This is a genomic window from Aeromonas schubertii (assembly GCF_000820105.1).
Taxonomy (GTDB): Bacteria; Pseudomonadota; Gammaproteobacteria; order Enterobacterales; family Aeromonadaceae; genus Aeromonas; species Aeromonas schubertii.
In genome coordinates, this window is the sequence record NZ_CDDB01000081.1 from 18857 (window position 1) to 38184 (window position 19328).

The window sequence follows — 19328 nt, forward strand, 5'->3', positions numbered from 1 at the left end:
GGCCCTAGAATGCGGGGGTCTAAATTTCGGAGGTGGATGATGAACAAACTCGTACTGGCGACCGGCAATCAGAAGAAGGTCAAGGAGCTGGCAGCCATGCTGGCGGATCTCGACATCCAGGTGGTGCCCCAGAGCGAGTTTGCGGTGAGTGAGGTGGCCGAGACCGGCACCACCTTCGTCGAAAACGCCATCATCAAGGCCCGCCATGCGGCCAAGGTAACCGGTCTGCCAGCGGTGGCCGATGACTCTGGCCTCGAGGTGGATCTGCTGCAGGGGCGCCCCGGCGTCTACTCTGCCCGTTTCGCCGGCGATCAGGCCAGCGATCGGGAGAACATCGACAAGCTGCTGGCCGAGCTGAGCGGCGTACCGGCCGACCTGCGCACCGCCCGCTTCTGGTGTGTGCTGGTCTTCATGCGCCACGAGAACGATCCCACCCCCCTCATCTGCCAGGCCAGCTGGGAGGGTCTCATCACCGAGGAGCTGCGCGGCCAGAACGGCTTTGGCTACGACCCTGTCTTCTTCGTCCCCGGTGAGGGGTGCACCAGTGCCGAACTGCCGGCCGAGCGCAAGAACCAGCTGAGCCACCGCGGCCAGGCCCTGGCCCGACTCAAGGCCGCCCTCGCCGCCGCCGACTGACCCTCACAAAGTGCGATAAACTGGGGCCCATGGGCCCCGTTTTGTTGATTGGAACCGCCATGTTGCAACTGCCTCCCCTCTCCCTCTATATCCACATCCCCTGGTGCGTGCAGAAGTGTCCCTATTGCGACTTCAACTCCCACGCCCAGAAGGGGGAGCTGCCCCATCTCGAGTACGTGGCCGCCCTGCTCGATGACCTAGATCAGGATCTGCCGATGGCCCAGGGTCGCCCCCTGCACTCCATCTTTATCGGCGGTGGCACCCCCAGCCTGCTCAGCATCGAGGCGATGCAGGCACTGCTGGACGGGGTACGCGCACGCATTCCCCTGGTCGATGGGTGCGAGATCACCATGGAGGCCAACCCGGGCACGGTCGAGGCGGGCAAGTTCGCCGGTTTTCGCACCGCCGGGGTGAACCGCATCTCCATCGGGGTGCAGAGCTTCCAGCAGGAGAAGCTGGCCCGACTCGGCCGCATTCACGGCCCCGAAGAGGCGCGTGCCGCCGCGGCGCTGGCCCATGTCATTGAGCTGCCCACCTTCAATCTGGATCTGATGCACGGCCTGCCGGATCAGAGCCTGGACGACGCCCTGTACGATCTGGAGCAGGCCATCGCCTGCGCCCCGCCCCATCTCTCCTGGTACCAGCTCACCATAGAGCCGAACACGGCGTTCGCCTCAAAGCCACCACGCCTGCCCGAAGACGAGGTGCTGTGGGATATCTATGAACGTGGCCACGCCCTGCTCACCGCCAGCGGCTACCGCCAGTACGAGATCTCGGCCTACGCCAAAGAGGGGTATCAGTGCCATCACAACCTCAACTACTGGCGTTTCGGGGATTACCTCGGCATCGGCTGTGGTGCCCACGGCAAGCTGACCCTGCCCGCCGAGGGACAGATAGTGCGCACCGCCAAGGTCAAACACCCCAAGGGGTATCTGGATCCGGGCCGGCCCTATCTGGATCAACGCTGGGTGGTGGAGGAGGACGATCTGCCGCTGGAGTTCTTCATGAACCGCTTCCGCCTGTTTGAACCGGTGCCCAAGGCGGAGTTCACCGCCTACACCGGGCTGGCGCTGGAGCGAGTCGAGAGTGTGCTGGCGATCGCCAGGACCAAGGAGCTGATCATCGATCACGGGGATAGCTGGCAGCTGACCGCACTGGGTCACCGTTATCTCAACGTGCTGCTCGAGCTGTTTATGGACGAATAAGAGGGGGAAATGCGCTCAGCAGGCGACGAACATCATCGACTGCTGACCGCACTCCCACCCCTTGCGGTGCTTGGGGGTGCGCTGGAAGCTGCCCTTTCCCTTGCCGCTCTTCTCGACCCGCACCTGGAACAGGGGCGAAGTCACCAGCGCCTTAAGGTGGTTGTCATTCACGGTGCCACGCTGATGATCGTGGGCGATGGTGGCGTCGACCACCGGCTTCTTCCTGGCCATATCGGCTCCTCTCTGTCTCGGTTACATGCCCCGCGGGGCGGTCAAAAAACGCGCCGATTGTGCGCCCAAGCCGCCCACTATGCAAGGGCGCTCGCCCTTACTCCTCGCAGTGGCTGTGGTGCTCGTGGCTGCTTGCCCCCCCCGACTCCAGGGTCTCGAGGATGGCGCAGTGCTCGGCCGAGCGTGGCCCACCGCAGCAAATATCCGAGAGCGCCTTGAGATTCTCGCGAAAACGGGTCAACTCGCGGATCTTCTCCTCCACCTGGACGAGCTTGGCGTCGGCCACCCCCTTGACCTCCTGGCAGGTGACATTGGCCTTGTTCTGCTCCAGGGCGAGCAGCTCGCCGATATCGGCCAGAGAGAAACCCACCGACTTGGCCCGCAGAATAAACTCGAGACGGCGCCGATCCGCCTCGCTGTAGAGCCGGTAACCCGCCTCACTGCGAATGCTCGGGGCAATCAGGGCACTCTTCTCGTAAAAGCGCAGGGTGTCGGCCTTGATGCCGCACACCTTGGCCAGTTCACCAATTCGGTACATGTTCCCTCCTCTGTGGTGGCACCACTCTACACGTCAATGCCCACCGACCCAACCCGCGCCATGCCATCAACGTCCGAATAAGGAGCAGAAGGCAATCGTTTTCCGCAAAATCAAAGACAAACGTTTACCGCCGCACCACACAAGGCTTTGCCGCTTTAAAAAATCCCCCACGGCTCACATTTTTTGTGTAGAATGCGCGCCGACAACGCAGCCTCACCCTCAAGCGGGTATTTCCTAAAGTCGACTGGTCCAGTCGCCTTTGAGAAATTCCCCCATCACAGTCACGGGGACTCTTGCTGTGCGTGCGCGTGCCGGGTCCCTATCACCTTGAGGACGATAGAGTAATGGAACAAGCCAGGCCCATCCGCCGTGCCCTGCTGAGTGTCTCGGACAAGACCGGAATCCTTGAGTTCGCCCGCGCCCTGAGCGAGCGTGGTGTCGATCTGCTCTCCACCGGTGGTACCGCCAAGCTGCTGGCCGACGCCGGCTTGCCGGTCACCGAAGTCTCCGACTACACCGGCTTCCCCGAGATGATGGATGGCCGCGTCAAGACTCTGCACCCCAAGGTTCACGGTGGCATCCTCGGCCGTCGCGATCGTGACGATGCCATCATGAGCGAACACGCCATCGCCCCCATCGACATGGTGGTGGTCAACCTCTATCCCTTCGCCGCCACCGTCGCCAAGCCCGGCTGCACCCTGGAAGACGCCGTCGAGAACATCGACATCGGCGGGCCGACCATGGTCCGCTCCGCCGCCAAGAATCACAAGGATGTCACCATCGTCGTCAAGGCGGCCGACTATGACCGCGTGATCCGCGAGATGGACGGCAACGGCAACAGTCTGCGCCTTGCCACCCGCTTCGATATGGCGATCAAAGCCTTCGAGCACACCGCCGCCTACGACGGCATGATCGCCAACTACTTCGGCACCCTGGTTCCCTCTTATGGCGATAACAAGGAGGGCGACGAGGAGTCTCGCTTCCCGCGCACCTTCAACAGCCAGTTCGTGAAGAAGCAGGACATGCGCTACGGCGAAAACAGCCACCAGGCCGCCGCCTTCTATGCCGAAGAGCAGGCTGCTCCGGGTTCGGTGGCAAGCGCCATCCAGCTGCAGGGCAAGGCCCTCTCCTACAACAACATCGCCGACACAGACGCTGCGCTCGAGTGCGTCAAAGAGTTTGACCAGCCGGCCTGCGTCATCGTCAAGCACGCCAATCCGTGCGGCGTGGCCATAGCTGACGACCTGCTGGCCGCCTACGAGCGCGCCTGGCAGACCGACCCCACCTCCGCCTTTGGCGGCATCATCGCCTTCAACCGTGAACTGGATGGCGCCACCGCCAAGGCCATCGTCGATCGCCAGTTCGTCGAGGTGATCATCGCCCCGATCGTGAGCCAGGCAGCCCGCGACGCGGTCGCTGCCAAACAGAACGTGCGCCTGCTCGAGTGCGGCCAGTGGAGTGCGCCGGCCCAGGGCTTTGACTTCAAGCGCGTCAACGGCGGTCTGCTGGTGCAGGAGCGCGATCTCGGCATGGTGACCCTGGGGGATCTCAAGGTAGTCAGCAAGCGCCAGCCCACCGAACAGGAACTCAAGGATCTGCTCTTTTGCTGGAAGGTGGCCAAGTTCGTCAAGTCCAACGCCATCGTCTACGCCAAAGAGGGCCAGACTATCGGCGTCGGCGCCGGCCAGATGAGCCGCGTCTATTCCGCCAAGATAGCCGGCATCAAGGCCGAGGATGAGGGGCTGACCGTGGCGGGCTCCGTCATGGCTTCCGACGCCTTCTTCCCGTTCCGCGACGGCATCGATGCGGCGGCCGCCGCCGGCATCTCCTGCGTGATCCAGCCCGGTGGCTCGATGCGCGACCAGGAGGTGATCGACGCCGCCGACGAGCACGGCATGGCCATGGTGTTCACCAACATGCGCCACTTCCGCCACTGATAACGGACTCCAGGGCAGCCAAGGCTGCCCTGCGGCTAACCACGACGACAAGAGCAACGGAAACAGACCATGAAAGTACTGGTGATCGGTAACGGCGGCCGCGAGCACGCCCTGGCCTGGAAGGCCCAGCAATCCCCCCTGGTGACCCGCGTCTTCGTCGCCCCCGGCAACGCCGGCACGGCCCACGAAGGGAGCATCGAGAACGTGGCCATCTCGGCCACCGACATCCCGGCCCTGCTGGCGTTTGCCAAGGAGCAGCGCATCGGCCTGACGATCGTCGGGCCGGAAGCGCCGCTGGTGAAGGGGGTGGTCGATGCCTTCCGTGCCGAGGGACTGGCCATCTTCGGTCCGACTGCCGCCGCGGCCCAACTGGAAGGCTCCAAGGGCTTTGCCAAGGACTTCCTGGCGCGCCACGCCATCCCGACCGCCGAATACCAGAACTTCACCGAGATTGAACCTGCCTTGGCCTACCTGCGCGAGAAGGGTGCTCCCATCGTGGTCAAGGCCGACGGCCTGGCCGCCGGCAAGGGGGTGATCGTCGCCATGACCCTGAACGAGGCCGAAGAGGCGGTGCGTGACATGCTCTCCGGTAACGCCTTCGGCGACGCCGGCGCCCGGGTGGTGATCGAGGAGTTCCTCGAGGGAGAAGAGGCGAGCTTCATCGTCATGGTCGACGGCGAGCACGTGCTGCCGATGGCCACCAGCCAGGATCACAAGCGGGTCGGCGATGGGGACACAGGCCTCAACACCGGCGGCATGGGTGCCTACTCCCCGGCGCCCGTGGTGACGCCAGAGGTGCACCAGCGCGTGATGGAGCAGGTGATCCTGCCGACCGTGCGCGGCATGGCGGCCGAGGGCAACGTCTACACGGGCTTCCTCTACGCCGGCCTGATGATAGACGGTCATGGCAACCCCAGGGTGATCGAGTTCAACTGCCGCTTCGGCGACCCCGAGACCCAGCCCATCATGCTGCGCATGCGCTCGGATCTGGTGGAGCTTTGTCTGGCCGCCTGCGCCGGCAAGCTGGATCAAGTCGAGGCCGTTTATGACCCGCGCACCGCCATCGGCGTGGTGCTGGCCGCCGGCGGCTACCCGGGCGACTACGTCCAGGGGCTGCCCATCAGCGGTCTGCCGGTGGAAGAGGCGAGCGGAGAGAAGGTGTTCCACGCCGGCACCCGCCTCGAGGGGGACACTGTCGTCACCGCCGGCGGCCGCGTGCTGTGCGCCACTGCGCTGGGCCACACGGTCGCCGAGGCGCAGAAGCGCGCCTACCAGCTGGCGGCCCGCATCCAGTGGAACGGCGTCTTCTACCGACGCGATATCGGCTGGCGCGCCATCGCGCGCGAACAGGGCGAGTAACGCCCACCGAAACAGGGCCCGCATTGCGGGCCCTTTCATTACCCCATTCCACCGACTCGCGTCTCCAGGCGCGAGCGGTCTCTTGCAACCCGAAGACAGAGAAGTACCATCATGACCAGTGCCCGCCCCCATGCGCCCAGCGACCTCATCTACGGCCTCGAGGCCAGGCCACCCCTGCCCCAGACCCTGTTCGCGGCCCTCCAGCACATGCTCGCCATGTTCGTCGGCATCATCACACCGCCGCTCATCATCGCCTCTTCCCTGGGGCTGAGCGCCGGGGAGAGCCGTTACATCGTCTCCATGTCGCTGCTGATGTCAGGGATCGCCTCCTTCATCCAGACCCGCCGCTTCGGCCCCGTAGGCTCCGGACTCCTGTCGGTACAGGGCACCAGCTTTAACTTCCTCGGCCCCATCATCGCCTCGGGGCTGGCCCTCAAGCAGGCCGCCATGCCCGAGGAGCAGATGCTGGCCACCCTGTTTGGCACCATATTGGTCGCCTCCCTCAGCATGATCGTCGTGAGCCGCTGCCTACACCTGATCCGCCAGGTGATCACCCCGTTGGTGACCGGCATCGTCGTGCTGCTGATCGGCCTGACCCTGATCAAGGTGGGACTGGTGAGCATGGGCGGCGGCTTTGCCGCCATGCAGGACGGCAGTTTTGGCAGCCTGCAAAACCTCGGCCTCTCCCTGCTGGTGTTGCTCACCATAGTTCTGCTGCAGCGCAGTCAGAACCCCTGGTTGCGCCTGTCGGCCATCGTCATCGCCATGATGCTGGGCTACGGGGTTGCCTTCCTGCTCGGGCGTGTCACCCTGCCGACCCTGCCAGAGGAGTGGATCGCCCTGCCGCGCATCCTGCATGTGGGACTGGCATTCGACTGGTATCTCTTCATCCCCATCACCGTCATCTTCGTGGTGACGGCCCTTGAAGCCATCGGTGACATGACCGCCACCTCGGACGTCTCTGGCGAGCCGGTGGAGGGGCCTGTCTACATGGCCCGCATCAAGGGGGGCGTGCTCTCTGATGGTCTCAACTCCATGCTGGCCGCCCTGGTTGGCACCTTCCCCATGTCGGTGTTCGCCCAGAACAACGGGGTGATCCAGCTGACCGGGGTGGCCAGCCGCTACGTGGGCTTCTTCATCGCTGCCATGCTGGTGTTGCTCGGCCTGCTGCCCGGGGTCGCAGCCCTTATCCAGCAGATCCCCGAGCCTGTGCTGGGGGGGGCCACCATCGTCATGTTTGGCACCATAGCCGCCGCCGGGGTACGCATCATCTCCCGCGAGGCTCTGGATCGCCGCGCCCTGATGATACTGGCTGTGTCGCTGGCCATGGGCCTCGGCGTCGCTCAGGTACCCGAGGTGCTGCAACACCTGCCGGATCTGCTCAAGAGCGTGCTCTCGTTCGGGGTCGCCACCGGCGGTATCACCGCCATGTTGCTCAACCTGCTGCTGCCCCGTGGTCACATGACGGCCGTCGTGGAGAAGCAGGAGTGATCCTGTGAGGGGGAGCCGGGCTCCCTCTTTTCCCCCAATGCAGCCATTTGCGCTACCATGCCCCTTCATTGATGCAGGAGTGAAGCGATGAAGAAAATTGCCCTGATCACGGGGGCCAGCCGGGGGATCGGCAGGGCCCTGGCCGTCTATTTTGCCGACCAGGGGTATGATCTGCTGCTGGTTGCACGCTCGGCCGACCAGCTGGCATCGTGCCGCCAGGCACTGCAAGCGAGCCATGAAGGGATCGTCATCGAGACACTGGCGACTGACTTTGCCTCACCTGATGTGGCGCTCAGGGAGGTCGAGGCTCTGCTGGCACGCCATACCAGACTGGATGTGCTGGTCAGCAGCGCCGGAGTCCTCAACGCCGGTCATGTGGAGATGGATCTGGCGCAGCTCGGCACCATGGTTAACATCAACCTCATCACCACCATGGCTATCTGTAATCTGGTGGCACGCAAGATGAAAACCCAGGGCCGGGGGGAGATCTACAACATCGGCTCCATGGCCGGGCTCGAGCCGGTTGGCAAGATTGGCGCCTATGCGGCCACCAAGGCCGCCATCGTCAGCTATAGCCAATCCCTCTACCAGGAGCTGCTGCCCCATGGGGTGCGAGTCTGCTGCCTCTGTCCCAGCGTGGTCGATACCGACATGACCAACGACGGCCGCATTCCCAACGAGCTGAAAATCGCCACCGGGGATCTGGTCAAGGCCGTCGCCTTCGTACGTAGTCTGTCGGCAGGCTGTGCCATGGCTACCCTGCCGATCCGCTGCCGGGTCATCGATCAGGAGAAGGGCTAGTCTCGGGTCGGTTGACACGCCTTGAGCAGGTGGTGGAGCGCATCCATCACCTGACGACGGCCAATCACCCCGATGACGATCCCTCCCTCAACCACGGGATAGAGGCGCGGAGCCGAAGCGGTCATTCGCTCTGCCAACGCGAGCAGACTCTCTTTTCCCTCCACGGCGAGAGGCTCCTGGCTCATCAGATCCCCCACCCGGGTACGAACGTCGCAGTGATAGCTGGCGCTCAGCAGGGTGGGCAGGCAATCCCGTTCCGAGAGGAAACCGATCAGTTGCCGCCCACCGTTAACCACGGGCAAGCCTCCCAGCCCGCTCTGACGCAAGGCATCCAGCGCCAGGGAGAGGGGAGTATCCACCTGGAGCAGGGGGAATTGATGCAGCATATAGTGGCGTACGGTCAGCATGGGAGACTCCTGGTATCAGATTGAGGAGACCAGTGTGCAGGGAGACAGGTGGGATGAGCCAATGGCTCTTTCCTTGCGGATAAATAGGCGGGGACTATGGCCGGCAGCCATCAAAGAAAAAGGGCAGCGCGATGCGCTGCCCTCTGGAATCTGGTGGCCCCTCCCAGACTTGAACTGGGGACCAAGCGATTATGAGTCGCCTGCTCTGACCACTGAGCTAAGGGGCCGAAACTCTTGCGAGTGGCGGCGATTATAGGGGAATCACCAGGGGCAGTCCATAGGCATATCAATCACTTGAGCAAGGATTAGCCAGCCAGAGGACAATAAAAAAGGCCTCGATAGAGGCCTTTTCATCTTGGCGGTTTAGTCGTCCAGGAAGCTTCTCAGCACCTCTGAGCGGCTCGGGTGACGCAGCTTGCGCAGCGCCTTTGCCTCGATCTGACGGATACGCTCACGGGTAACGTCGAACTGCTTGCCCACTTCCTCAAGGGTGTGGTCGGTGTTCATGTCGATCCCGAAACGCATGCGCAGTACCTTGGCTTCACGGGCGGTCAGACCGGCCAGCACGTCGCGGGTCGCGTTGCGCAGGCTCTCGCTGGTGGCCGCATCGGCCGGCAGGGCGAGGGTGGTGTCCTCGATGAAGTCGCCCAAGTGGGAGTCTTCGTCATCACCGATGGGGGTCTCCATCGAGATGGGCTCCTTGGCGATCTTCAGCACCTTGCGGATCTTGTCTTCCGGCATGCCCATGCGCATGGCCAGCTCTTCCGGGCTCGGCTCGCGGCCCATCTCCTGCAGCATCTGACGGGAGATACGGTTGAGCTTGTTGATGGTCTCGATCATGTGCACCGGGATGCGGATGGTGCGGGCCTGATCCGCGATGGAGCGGGTGATGGCCTGACGGATCCACCAGGTGGCATAGGTCGAGAACTTGTAGCCACGACGGTATTCGAACTTGTCGACGGCCTTCATCAGACCGATGTTGCCCTCCTGGATCAGATCCAGGAACTGCAGGCCGCGGTTGGTGTACTTCTTGGCGATCGAGATAACCAGACGCAGGTTGGCCTCAACCATCTCCTTCTTGGCACGGCGAGCCTTGGCTTCACCTATGCTCATGCGGCGGTTGATATCCTTGATCTGGGCGATGGAGAGACCGGTCTCCTCTTCGATCTGCTGCAGTTTGCCGATGGAGCGCAACACCTCTTCTTCCATGGCTGCGAGCGGGGCAGACCAGGCCTTGCCGGCCTGCTTCTGGTACTCGAACCAGGCGGTCTCGCACTCGTTGTTGGTGAAGGCGGAGACGAAGGTCTTCTTCGGCATCTTGGCCTGCTCGACACACATCTTCAGGATGAGGCGCTCTTGCACGCGCACGCGCTCCATCATCTCGCGCATGTTGTTGACCAGGCGGTCGAACTGCTTGGGCATCAGACGGAATTGACGGAACACGTCGGCCAACTGGGCAATGGCGGCCTGAGTCTCTTCGTGAGCACGACCGTTAGAGCGGATCGACTGACGAGTGATCTCGTACTGGGCGCGCAGCTCGGCAAACTTCTCGCGAGCCACTTCCGGATCCGGACCACCGTCACCGTCGTCGTCGTTACCGTCGCCCTCTTCGTCCTCGTCTTCCTCCTCTTCGTCGGAGCTGTCCTCGTCGGCGAGGTCATCCTCACCCAGTTCGGAGCCGATGTGAGTGGCGGTCGGGCCCATCTCATCGGCCTCGTCGGGATTGACGAAACCGGAGATGATGTCGGAGAGACGAAGCTGCTCGGCCTCAAACTTGTCGTACTGCTCGAGCAGGTAGGTGATCGCTTCCGGGTATTCGGCCACGGAGCTCTGCACCTGGTTGATACCGTCTTCGATCCGCTTGGCGATGTCGATTTCGCCTTCACGGGTCAACAGTTCGACGGTACCCATTTCACGCATGTACATGCGGACCGGATCGGTGGTACGGCCAATCTCGGATTCAACAGATGCCAGCGCCTGGGCTGCCGCTTCGGCAGCATCCTCGTCGGCGGTGGCGTCGGACATGATCAGGTCGTCGGCATCGGGGGCGTTTTCCACCACCTGGATACCCATGTCGTTGATCATCTGAATGATGTCTTCGATCTGATCGGAGTCGACAATGTCCTGCGGAAGGTGATCATTCACCTCGGCATAGGTCAGGTAGCCCTGTTCTTTACCTTTGGCGACAAGGAGTTTAAGCTGCGACTGCGGGGTTTGCTCCATAGAACTCATCCGGTTGGTGATGCTAGGTTGCGCGATTCAATGCGCTGACGCGCAAATAGCCAATTCTAATAGAAAACCGCCAGACATGCTATGCCCGGTGGCTACGTAGCGGTGAGAAACCCCTGCCCTCGCTCTGCTCAGGGCCAGGTGGTCATTGTTCATATTGCTTCTTTTCATCCCGTCAATTCGGGCAACAGCACTGGTATAGGGGCTAGCCCTTTAAATATCAAGCCCCGTTGTCACTTCTTTTTTCAAGCGAAACTTCCTTGAGCAGCAACAGCAGCTCCCGGGTCTCCTCCGGTGTCAGCCCCTCTTGACCCACCTTCCCCTGCAGCTCTTCGATGCGCTGCTTGAGAAAGAGGTTAATAAAACCGACGAAGGTATCTTCCAGCTCTTGCTGAACGGCCCCCTCTTCGGTCTCTATTCCTTCATAGAGATCATGCATGGCGAGCTGGGCCAGGATCTCTCCTTCTTTGGTACCACGCCAATGTTCGAGCAAGATGGCAGTCGTCACCTCGGGCCACTCGCAGATCTGGCTGTGCAGCTGCAGCAGGAAGGGAATACCCGCCACCTTGAGGCCAGCCAGCTCCGGCATTACCGGCAGCTCGGCGGCCAGAGCCGGATACTGCACCATCAGCGCCAGCGCCCGGCGCAGCGGGGTCAACTTGCCCTTCTGGAGACGCGGCGTATCCGCCTTGGGCTGGCTGTGACGGGCAAACAGCTCGTCGATACGCTGTTTGTTCTCACCCCAGCGCATCATGCGCGACAGCCGGGTGATGAGCCCCTCGCGGGTGAAACCTTCCGGTACCCGGCGGATCAGCTCAGCCGCCTTGTTGGCGACCTCGAACTTGCCCGCCTCTCCCGAGAGGGCGGCATCCCGCTCGAGGCGCTCGAACATAAACTCGGCGAAGGGCTGGGCCTGCTCGAGCAGAGTCTCGAAGTCGTCCTTGCCAATCTGGCGCACCAGAGAGTCGGGGTCCTCGCCATCCGGCAGGAAGACAAACTTGAGCTCGCGCCCGTCCTGCAGGTGGGGCAAGGCGTTATCGAGCGCCCGCCAGGCGGCTTCCCGTCCGGCGTTATCCCCGTCGTAGCAGCAGACCACCTCGGCGGTGGTGCGAAACAGGGTGTGGATATGATCGCTGGTGGTCGCGGTACCGAGTGCCGCCACCGCATAGTCGATGCCGTACTGGGCCAGGGCCACCACATCCATATACCCTTCGACCACCAGGAGCCGGCGCAGATCCTTGTGGGCCTGCCGCACCTCATAGAGGCCGAACAGCTCGCGCCCCTTGTGGAAGATGGGGGTCTCGGGAGAGTTCAGATACTTGGGCGTCCCCTCCCCCAGCACCCGACCGCCGAAGCCGATCACCCGGCCCCGTTTGTCGCGGATCGGGAACATGATGCGATCGCGGAAGCGATCATAGCTGCCCGGGCCGTTGTCACGCGGGATCAGCATGCCGCCGGTGATAAGCTGCTGTTCCTGTTCGTGACCGGCACCAAAGCGGCGGCGCACCTGATCCCACTCGTTGGGGGCATAACCGATGGCAAACTTCTTCACCACCTCACCGGTGAGTCCCCGCCCCTTGAGGTACTCCACCGCCTGGGGAGCCCCCTTGAGGTTGGACTCGTAGAAACGGGCGATCTGGGCCATCAGATCGAACAGATCCTTGCTGACCGCAGGCTGGGATCCGTAGGATCCGCTACCGCCGCCACTCTGCTCACGCGGCACTGTGAGGCCATGCAGGCTGGCCAGCTCCTCGATGGCATCGGGAAACTCGAGGCCGTCGTACTCCATCAGGAAACCGACGGCGGTGCCATGGGCACCACACCCGAAGCAGTGATAGAACTGCTTCTCGGGGCTGACCGAGAAGGAGGGACTCTTCTCGTTGTGAAAAGGGCAGCACGCCTGGTAGTTCTTACCGGCTTTCTTGAGGCGCACCCGACTGTCGATCAGCTCGACAATATCGGTGCGGGCCAGAAGGTCATCGATAAAGGATTGGGGGATCCTGCCTGCCATGGTTGCCCTTTTTCAGAGAATAAAAAAGCCGCGCATCCTGGGAAGCACGGCTTCTTTTGACTAACGCGGTCGCCTTATGCCAGACGGGCTTTTACCTGTGCGCTGACAGCGCCAACGTCGGCACGTCCCTGGATCTTCGGCTTGAGAACACCCATCACCTTGCCCATGTCCGCCATGGCGGCGGCGCCGGTATCGGCAACGGCTTGCTCAATCAGAGCGGCGATCTCTTCGGCGGTCAGCTGCTGCGGCAGGAACTCCTGCAACACCACGATCTCGGCGGATTCAATATCGGCGAGATCCTGACGGCCGGCGGCCTCGAACTGAGCGATGGAATCCCGGCGTTGTTTGACCATCTTGGTCACCACGGCCAGGATCTCCTCGTCACCCAGTTCGGTGCGAGTGTCTACTTCGCGCTGCTTGATCTCGGCCATCAACAGACGAATAGTGCCAAGGCGAGCCTTTTGTTTGGCCAGCATGGCAGTTTTCTGTTGATCCTTGAGCAGATCCTTCAGAGACACGGCTGTGAATCCGGATTAGTACAGACGGATGCGACGTGCGTTTTCGCGAGCCAGCTTCTTGGCGTGACGCTTAACAGCGGAAGCCTTGGCGCGCTTGCGGATGGTGGTCGGCTTTTCGTAGAACTCACGGCTACGAACTTCGGACAGGATACCGGCCTTTTCGCAAGAACGCTTGAAGCGACGCAGAGCTACGTCAAACGGCTCGTTTTCACGGACTTTAATTACGGGCATGTGCCTTTCACCTCGGTGATAAATGGGTTGCTGGGCGCAAGGCGCGAACAGCATGACTTAAAATGGTGCGAAATTATACTCAGTTTCGGGAATGAAAGTAAACCCGGCAGAGATCGCTGGTCTAAAAAACCCGTGAAGGGTACCATAGCCGCCTCATTTTAGCAGTGAAAATTTAAAGCAATGCGAGTATTGGGAATCGAGACGTCCTGTGACGAAACCGGGATCGCGATCTTCGACGATCAACGTGGGATCCTCTCCCACCAGCTCTACAGCCAAGTCAAGCTCCACGCGGATTACGGCGGTGTCGTCCCCGAGCTGGCGAGTCGCGATCATGTGCGCAAGACGATCCCCTTGATCCAGGCCGCATTGAAAGAAGCCGGCCTCGGCAAAGAGGATATCGACGGCATCGCCTACACCGCCGGTCCCGGCCTGGTCGGCGCCCTGCTGGTCGGGGCTACCATAGGCCGCTCCCTGGCCATGGCCTGGGGCAAACCCGCCGTGGCGGTACACCATATGGAAGGGCACCTGCTCGCCCCCATGCTGGAAGAGAGTGCCCCCGAATTTCCTTTTGTTGCCCTGCTGGTCTCCGGCGGTCACTCCATGCTGGTACGGGTCGATGGCATCGGCCGCTATCAGGTGCTCGGCGAATCCATCGATGACGCAGCCGGCGAGGCCTTCGACAAGACCGCCAAGCTGATGGGGCTCGACTATCCCGGCGGCCCGCTGCTGTCGCGTCTGGCCGAGAAGGGCACCCCGGGCCGCTTCCTCTTCCCTCGTCCCATGACCGATCGCCCCGGGCTCGATATGAGCTTCTCCGGCCTCAAGACCTTCGCGGCCAACACCATCGCCGCCGAGGGGAGCGACGAACAGACCCGCGCCGATATCGCCCACGCCTTTCAGGCGGCCGTGGTCGACACGCTCGCCATCAAGTGCCGCCGCGCCTTGAAGGAGACCGGCCTCAAACGTCTGGTGGTAGCGGGCGGCGTCAGTGCCAACCGCTACCTGCGCGCCCAGCTGGCCGAGATGATGCAAGATCTCGGCGGCGAAGTGTTCTATCCGCGCACCGAATACTGTACCGACAACGGCGCCATGATCGCCTACGCCGGTATGCAGCGCCTCAAGGCCGGCGTATTCGAGACGCTCGAGGTCAAGGCCGTGCCACGCTGGCCACTGGACACCCTGGACCCGGTCTGATCGAGCGCCTCTCCTGCCCGAAGATGCCACTCCCCGGGGAGTGGCATCTCTGTTTGGGAAGCGGGTCTATGGGGGATATCTGCATGGTTTCTCGACGAACGGGATAAAAAAACAGCGAACGAATCGAAACGACGAGAAAAGTGCATCTCGCGGTTGACACTCAAAGGCATACGGGGTTTAATGCGCGCCGTTGCCCAGATAGCTCAGTCGGTAGAGCAGGGGATTGAAAATCCCCGTGTCGGCGGTTCGATTCCGTCTCTGGGCACCAAGACTCTTCCTCCGTAGTTCAGTCGGTAGAACGGCGGACTGTTAATCCGTATGTCACTGGTTCGAGTCCAGTCGGAGGAGCCAAATTTGAAAAGCCCGCTCAACAGAGCGGGCTTTTTGTTTTTCCGGCGCCGAGCACGAAAAAGGCCCGCGTCGCGGGCCCTCTCTCAATATACATTGGCAACGGCATGGAGCAGCACGGCCCCACACAGGGAAGAAAAAAGCAACATGCCACATCCCAACACGGTGGCCGGAGAGACCCTCCACCCCCTGTGAACACCTCGCCTGCGACTCACTCTCATGACCACTCCCGCAACCCCACTCCCTGTGGGGGTACGGCATGATGCTGCGGTCTGACAGGTTAGTCAATTGGTAGCCAGTGCCTTATTGTCAGTGTTCCTGATGTTGTGTCAGCAGCTTGTCGGTAAAGGCGATGGCCGCCGCCGACAGCAGGAAGGCCAGGTGAATGAAGAGCTGCCACTTGATGGTGTGCTCGTCGAGCCGGCTGGCATTGATAAAGGTCTGCAACAAGTGGATCGACGAGATGCTGATGATGGCCATGGAGAGCTTCACCTTGAGCACAGAGGCATTGACGTGACCGAGCCACTCGGGCTGATCCGGATGATTCTGGATGCGCAGCCGTGACACGAAGGTTTCATAGCCCCCGACTGTCACCATCAGCAGCAGATTGGCGATCATCACCACATCGATCAGCGCCAGTACCGAGAGCATGATTTCGGTCTCGGTCAGCCGGGTCAGGTTGTGCAGCAACTCCCACAGGGAGGCGAGGAACTTCCAGGCATAGACCCCCTGCACCACGATCAATCCCAGATAGATGGGCAGCTGTAGCCAGCGGCTCCAGAAGATCACACGCCCCAAACGGCTTCCCTGCATCGCAACACCGGCTACTTCTTCTCTACTCATTACCCAACCTCTCACTCGAATCAGTCGTCCCTAGATGGAGGTGAACCCTACCCTATTCAAGGGTTTATTAACAATCCGGTGACCCCGCCCTAGCCTCCCGCTATCATGACGCCTTTCCCTTGCCAGGATGCATCCATGACCCCCTACCAGCTCGACGGCATGTACTGCCAGCCCATGACCCTTGAGGTTCCCCTCGACCACACCAAGCCGGACGGGGCGCAGCTCACCCTGTTCGCCCGCACTCTGGTGGACGCGCAGCGGCGCGACGAGGATCTTCCCTGGCTGCTGTTCCTGCAAGGGGGGCCTGGCTTCGGAGCGCCGCGTCCGACTGCCCGCAGCGGCTGGATCAAACGGGCGCTGCAGGAGTTTCGGGTGGTGCTGCTCGATCAGCGCGGCACCGGCAGCTCCACGGCGGTGAGCGCCCGAGGGCTCACCCACCTCAGCGTGGAGGAGCAGGCCGAGTACCTGAGCCATTTTCGCGCCGACAGCATAGTACGCGACGCCGAGTGGCTGCGCGCAAGGCTCAGCCCCGACCGTCCCTGGAGCCTGCTCGGTCAGAGCTTCGGCGGTTTTTGCTGCCTCACCTACCTCTCCCTCTTCCCCGAGGCTCTGCATGAGGTCTACATCACGGGCGGGATCCCGCCCGTGGGGCGCAGCGCCGACGAGGTCTACGAGGCCACCCTGCGCCGGGTAGCCGACAAGCAGGCAGCCCTGTGCGCGCGCTTCCCGGCCATGCAGGGGATGCTGGATCGCCTCGCCGGGCATCTCTATCACCACGACGTGCGCCTGCCGAACGGTCAGCGCCTGACGGTGGAGCAGTTCCAGCAGCAGGGGCTGGATCTCGGCGCCAGCGGCGGCCCCGAGTCCCTCTACTTCCTGCTCGAGGGGGCCTTCGACGGGGAGCGCCTCAGTGACGCCTTCCTCTATCAGCTGCAGGGGATGCAACCGTTCAACGGTCACCCCATCTTCGCCATCCTGCACGAGGCCATCTACGCCGAAGGGGTCGCCACCGGCTGGGCGGCAGAGCGGGTGCGCGGCCGTCACCCCGAGCTCGACTGGGCGCCGGGCAAGCCGCTGCACTTCACCGGCGAGATGATCTACCCCTGGATGTTCGAGCAGTTTTGCGAACTGCTGCCCCTGCGCGCGGCGGCCCAGCGGCTCGCCATGAAGAGCGACTGGGGCCCCCTCTACGACCGGGCGCGCCTGGCCGCCAACCGGGTGCCGGTCGCCTGCGCCGTCTACGCCGACGACATGTATGTGGAGTTCGACTACAGCCGCGACACCCTCAAGGGCCTTGGCAACAGCCGCGCCTGGATCACCAACGAGTACGAGCACAACGGCATCCGCACCGACGGTGAGCGCATCCTGGATCGCCTCATCACGCTCAATCGCGACCGTTGATCGGGAGCCAGAAAGCCCCGATAGTAGAGGGCCGCCCACGGAAGAGGCGGCCCAAGACAACGACAAGGAAGCAAACGTGAACCACCCGGAACGCTCGGCCTCCTGGCTGAGCCGCCTGCTCTATCGCTGGGCGCACCCCCTGGTGCAGAAGGGCTATCAGCCCGGCGCCGTCAGCCAGGACGATCTCTATCCCCTGCTCCCCCAGGATCGCCGCGGCCACCGTGCCGACGCCTTTCTCGCCCTCACCGCCCGCCCCGGCACCAGCGCCTGGGGACTGTGCCGTTTCGCTCTCGGTACCGTGCGCCGCCGCTTCCTGCTCGGCACCCTGTTGCAGGGACTGGCGGTGCTCGCCAGCCTCGCCAGCCCCTGGCTGCTCAACCGGGCCATGACGGATCTGGGCGGTACGGCCCCCCTGTGGGAGAAGCTCGGGCTCGCTCTGGCGCTCACCCTGAGCGTGCTGGCGAGTGGCCTGCTGGCCGAGCACGCCCTGCAGCTTGCCCTCAAGTCCCACATTCCGCTGCGCCGCCTCTTCACCGAGGCCCTGCTTGCCAAGGTACTGCGCATCGGCGGCAAGGCGTTCGACGACCGTGCCGGTGGCCGGGTACAGAATCTCATCAACAAGGATGTGTGGGATGTCTCCTGGATGCTGGCCGAGCCCCTCAGCCTGCTGTTCACCCTGCTCCAGCTGATCGGCACCGTCGCCCTGCTGGTGTGGCAAGTGGGCGAGGCCGGGCTGGTCGGCTGCGCCGTGCTGGCCCTGCTGCTGATCGGCTCCTCCGAGCTGGTGCGCCGCATGAACCGTCAGGAGAGGGTGCTCAAGCAGCGTCAGGATGAGCGCAACGGCATCCTGGCCGAGTACATCAAGAAGCTGCGGCTGGTGCGCCAGAATGGTCTCGGCCCCTTCTTCATCCGCCGCGCCGAGGCGCGCCGTGCCGAGGAACTCACCAGCCTGCGCCGCATCCTGCGCCTCGATGCCCTCCACGACACACTGAGCCACGGTGCCGCCCTGCTGGTGACCCTGGCCACCTTCGCCACCTATCTGCTGGCGGGGCAGTCCCTCACCATGCCCCAGGTATTCACCACCATTGCCCTGTTCGCCGTACTGCGCATGCCCATGATGCGCCTGCCCCATCAGGTGCGCCTGGCGATCAACTTCAACACCGCCATCCGCCGCGTCACCGACTTCCTCGACACCCCGGAGCAGCACAGGGTACTCGATGACCCCGCCCTGCCCGCCGGGGCCCTGGTGCTCGAAGGGGTCGGAGTGCGTCACCAGGATCGCACCGTACTTCAGAACGTTGACCTGCGGGTCACCCCCGGAGAGATCATCGGCATCACGGGGGAAACCGGCAGCGGCAAGAGCTGCCTGTTGCACCTCATCGCCGGCTTCGACGACGACTTCTCCGGCTCCCTGCGCCGCGCCGGCCAGGTAGGACTGCTGGGACACAAGCCCTGGCTGATGAACGATACCCTGCGCAACAACATACTGTTCGGCCAACCCTGGGACGAGGCGCGCTACCAGTGGGTACTGGGGGCCAGCGCCCTCGAGACCGACCTCGCCCTGCTCGCCCACGGCGACCAGACCCTGGTGGGCGAACTCGGCACCCGCCTCTCGGGCGGCCAACAGCAACGGGTGGCCCTGGCCCGAGCCCTCTACACCCGGGCCGACATCCTGCTGCTCGACAACCCCCTGTCGGCCCTCGATCCCCTGGTGGCCGAGCAGGTGCTGGCGCGCGGCCTCACCTTCCGCCCCGGGCCGACCCGACTGCTGGTGAGCCACGATCCCCGAGTGCTGGCCCGTTGCGACCGGGTCTTCGCGGTGCGTGGCGGCGCCCTGGTCCCGCTGCCCCGCGAGCAGGTGGATGAGCTGCCCCTGCCCCCCTCCCTCCCCCCGACGGCCCGTGCCGACGAAGCAGAGCAATTCAGTGACGAGACGGTGGCCCAGGGG

Annotated in this window: 17 protein-coding genes and 3 tRNA genes; 11 read left to right on the forward strand and 9 right to left on the reverse strand. The window is 63.1% G+C overall.

All coding sequences use genetic code 11. The annotated features are described in order from the left end of the window. Nucleotides 1-39: 39 nt before the first annotated feature. A complete protein-coding gene (locus BN1133_RS16525) occupies nt 40-636 on the forward strand; it encodes an XTP/dITP diphosphatase (protein WP_050667565.1) in 597 nt (198 codons plus the stop codon). Nucleotides 637-695: 59 nt separating this feature from the next. Then, nucleotides 696-1841: a radical SAM family heme chaperone HemW gene (gene hemW, locus BN1133_RS16530; RefSeq protein ID WP_050667566.1), complete on the forward strand. Its 1146-nt coding sequence runs from the start codon at nt 696-698 to the stop codon at nt 1839-1841. Between the two features lie 15 nt (nt 1842-1856). On the opposite strand, the gene BN1133_RS16535 is transcribed toward hemW, so the two are convergent. Both BN1133_RS16535 and zntR read right to left on the reverse strand, forming a co-directional pair. Continuing rightward, the gene (locus tag BN1133_RS16535; RefSeq protein WP_050667567.1) at nt 1857-2072 is read right to left on the reverse strand and encodes a ribosome alternative rescue factor ArfA; all 216 of its coding nucleotides are present in this window, start codon (nt 2070-2072) and stop codon (nt 1857-1859) included. A 97-nt stretch (nt 2073-2169) separates the two neighbouring features. Beyond that, nucleotides 2170-2610 carry a Zn(2+)-responsive transcriptional regulator gene (gene zntR, locus BN1133_RS16540; RefSeq protein WP_050667568.1) on the reverse strand — a complete coding sequence of 147 codons (441 nt, stop codon included), beginning with the start codon at nt 2608-2610 and terminating at the stop codon, nt 2170-2172. 344 nt (nt 2611-2954) lie between these two features. Between zntR and purH the strand changes: the two genes are divergently transcribed. From purH to BN1133_RS16560, 4 genes are all read left to right on the forward strand, one after another. Continuing rightward, nucleotides 2955-4547: a bifunctional phosphoribosylaminoimidazolecarboxamide formyltransferase/IMP cyclohydrolase gene (gene purH, locus BN1133_RS16545; RefSeq protein ID WP_050667569.1), complete on the forward strand. Its 1593-nt coding sequence runs from the start codon at nt 2955-2957 to the stop codon at nt 4545-4547. A 69-nt stretch (nt 4548-4616) separates the two neighbouring features. Further along, the gene (gene purD / locus BN1133_RS16550) at nt 4617-5906 is read left to right on the forward strand and encodes a phosphoribosylamine--glycine ligase (protein ID WP_050667570.1); all 1290 of its coding nucleotides are present in this window, start codon (nt 4617-4619) and stop codon (nt 5904-5906) included. A gap of 111 nt (nt 5907-6017) precedes the next feature. Continuing rightward, entirely contained in the window at nt 6018-7397 is a 1380-nt protein-coding gene (locus BN1133_RS16555) for a nucleobase:cation symporter-2 family protein (protein WP_050667571.1), read from the forward strand. A gap of 87 nt (nt 7398-7484) precedes the next feature. Beyond that, entirely contained in the window at nt 7485-8198 is a 714-nt protein-coding gene (locus BN1133_RS16560) for an SDR family NAD(P)-dependent oxidoreductase (RefSeq protein ID WP_050667572.1), read from the forward strand. Here the strand turns inward: BN1133_RS16560 and BN1133_RS16565 are convergent. From BN1133_RS16565 to rpsU, 6 genes are all read right to left on the reverse strand, one after another. Continuing rightward, a complete protein-coding gene (locus BN1133_RS16565; RefSeq protein WP_050667573.1) occupies nt 8195-8605 on the reverse strand; it encodes a CBS domain-containing protein in 411 nt (136 codons plus the stop codon). The two genes, BN1133_RS16560 and BN1133_RS16565, sit on opposite strands and share 4 nt — an antisense overlap. A 151-nt stretch (nt 8606-8756) precedes the next feature. Then, nucleotides 8757-8832 (reverse strand) — tRNA-Ile (locus BN1133_RS16570). Nucleotides 8833-8968: 136 nt separating this feature from the next. Continuing rightward, entirely contained in the window at nt 8969-10837 is a 1869-nt protein-coding gene (rpoD, locus tag BN1133_RS16575) for an RNA polymerase sigma factor RpoD (RefSeq protein ID WP_224163584.1), read from the reverse strand. 217 nt (nt 10838-11054) lie between these two features. After that, on the reverse strand, nt 11055-12845 hold the full coding sequence (gene dnaG, locus BN1133_RS16580; RefSeq protein ID WP_050667575.1) for a DNA primase: 1791 nt from the start codon (nt 12843-12845) through the stop codon (nt 11055-11057). A gap of 74 nt (nt 12846-12919) precedes the next feature. Then, complete coding sequence (locus tag BN1133_RS16585) at nt 12920-13363, reverse strand: GatB/YqeY domain-containing protein (RefSeq protein ID WP_050667576.1); 444 nt, start codon at nt 13361-13363, stop codon at nt 12920-12922. A gap of 15 nt (nt 13364-13378) precedes the next feature. Beyond that, nucleotides 13379-13594: a 30S ribosomal protein S21 gene (rpsU, locus tag BN1133_RS16590; protein WP_005350755.1), complete on the reverse strand. Its 216-nt coding sequence runs from the start codon at nt 13592-13594 to the stop codon at nt 13379-13381. Nucleotides 13595-13774: 180 nt separating this feature from the next. On the opposite strand from rpsU, the gene tsaD reads away from it, so the two are divergent. The 3 genes from tsaD (at nt 13775) to BN1133_RS16605 (ending at nt 15139) form a co-directional block, all read left to right on the forward strand. Continuing rightward, nucleotides 13775-14788 (forward strand): tRNA (adenosine(37)-N6)-threonylcarbamoyltransferase complex transferase subunit TsaD, encoded by a 1014-nt coding sequence (gene tsaD, locus BN1133_RS16595; protein WP_050667577.1) that lies wholly within the window; start codon nt 13775-13777, stop codon nt 14786-14788. 192 nt (nt 14789-14980) lie between these two features. Then, nucleotides 14981-15056 (forward strand) — tRNA-Phe (locus BN1133_RS16600). A gap of 7 nt (nt 15057-15063) precedes the next feature. Continuing rightward, nucleotides 15064-15139 (forward strand) — tRNA-Asn (locus BN1133_RS16605). 306 nt (nt 15140-15445) lie between these two features. On the opposite strand, the gene BN1133_RS16610 is transcribed toward BN1133_RS16605, so the two are convergent. Next, nucleotides 15446-15979 carry a TIGR00645 family protein gene (locus BN1133_RS16610; protein WP_050667578.1) on the reverse strand — a complete coding sequence of 178 codons (534 nt, stop codon included), beginning with the start codon at nt 15977-15979 and terminating at the stop codon, nt 15446-15448. Between the two features lie 135 nt (nt 15980-16114). Here BN1133_RS16610 and BN1133_RS16615 point away from each other — a divergent pair, with 135 nt between their 5' ends. Together BN1133_RS16615 and BN1133_RS16620 are read left to right on the forward strand one after the other, a co-directional pair. Continuing rightward, nucleotides 16115-17380, forward strand: a complete 1266-nt coding sequence (locus BN1133_RS16615) for an alpha/beta fold hydrolase (RefSeq protein WP_050667579.1) — start codon at nt 16115-16117, stop codon at nt 17378-17380. A 76-nt stretch (nt 17381-17456) separates the two neighbouring features. Continuing rightward, nucleotides 17457-19328: ATP-binding cassette domain-containing protein (locus BN1133_RS16620; RefSeq protein ID WP_157432353.1), on the forward strand; the 1872-nt coding region annotated here is incomplete at its 3' end.

Coding starts and splice junctions, on each gene's coding strand:
- BN1133_RS16610 (WP_050667578.1), bottom strand. CDS start 15,979: ATGAGTAGAGAAGAAGTAGCCGGTGTTGCGATGCAGGGAAGCCGTTTG.
- BN1133_RS16565 (WP_050667573.1), bottom strand. CDS start 8,605: ATGCTGACCGTACGCCACTATATGCTGCATCAATTCCCCCTGCTCCAG.
- dnaG (WP_050667575.1), bottom strand. CDS start 12,845: ATGGCAGGCAGGATCCCCCAATCCTTTATCGATGACCTTCTGGCCCGC.
- tsaD (WP_050667577.1), top strand. CDS start 13,775: ATGCGAGTATTGGGAATCGAGACGTCCTGTGACGAAACCGGGATCGCG.
- BN1133_RS16615 (WP_050667579.1), top strand. CDS start 16,115: ATGACCCCCTACCAGCTCGACGGCATGTACTGCCAGCCCATGACCCTT.
- rpsU (WP_005350755.1), bottom strand. CDS start 13,594: ATGCCCGTAATTAAAGTCCGTGAAAACGAGCCGTTTGACGTAGCTCTG.
- BN1133_RS16555 (WP_050667571.1), top strand. CDS start 6,018: ATGACCAGTGCCCGCCCCCATGCGCCCAGCGACCTCATCTACGGCCTC.
- purD (WP_050667570.1), top strand. CDS start 4,617: ATGAAAGTACTGGTGATCGGTAACGGCGGCCGCGAGCACGCCCTGGCC.
- hemW (WP_050667566.1), top strand. CDS start 696: ATGTTGCAACTGCCTCCCCTCTCCCTCTATATCCACATCCCCTGGTGC.
- rpoD (WP_224163584.1), bottom strand. CDS start 10,837: ATGAGTTCTATGGAGCAAACCCCGCAGTCGCAGCTTAAACTCCTTGTC.
- BN1133_RS16525 (WP_050667565.1), top strand. CDS start 40: ATGAACAAACTCGTACTGGCGACCGGCAATCAGAAGAAGGTCAAGGAG.
- purH (WP_050667569.1), top strand. CDS start 2,955: ATGGAACAAGCCAGGCCCATCCGCCGTGCCCTGCTGAGTGTCTCGGAC.
- BN1133_RS16560 (WP_050667572.1), top strand. CDS start 7,485: ATGAAGAAAATTGCCCTGATCACGGGGGCCAGCCGGGGGATCGGCAGG.
- BN1133_RS16535 (WP_050667567.1), bottom strand. CDS start 2,072: ATGGCCAGGAAGAAGCCGGTGGTCGACGCCACCATCGCCCACGATCAT.
- zntR (WP_050667568.1), bottom strand. CDS start 2,610: ATGTACCGAATTGGTGAACTGGCCAAGGTGTGCGGCATCAAGGCCGAC.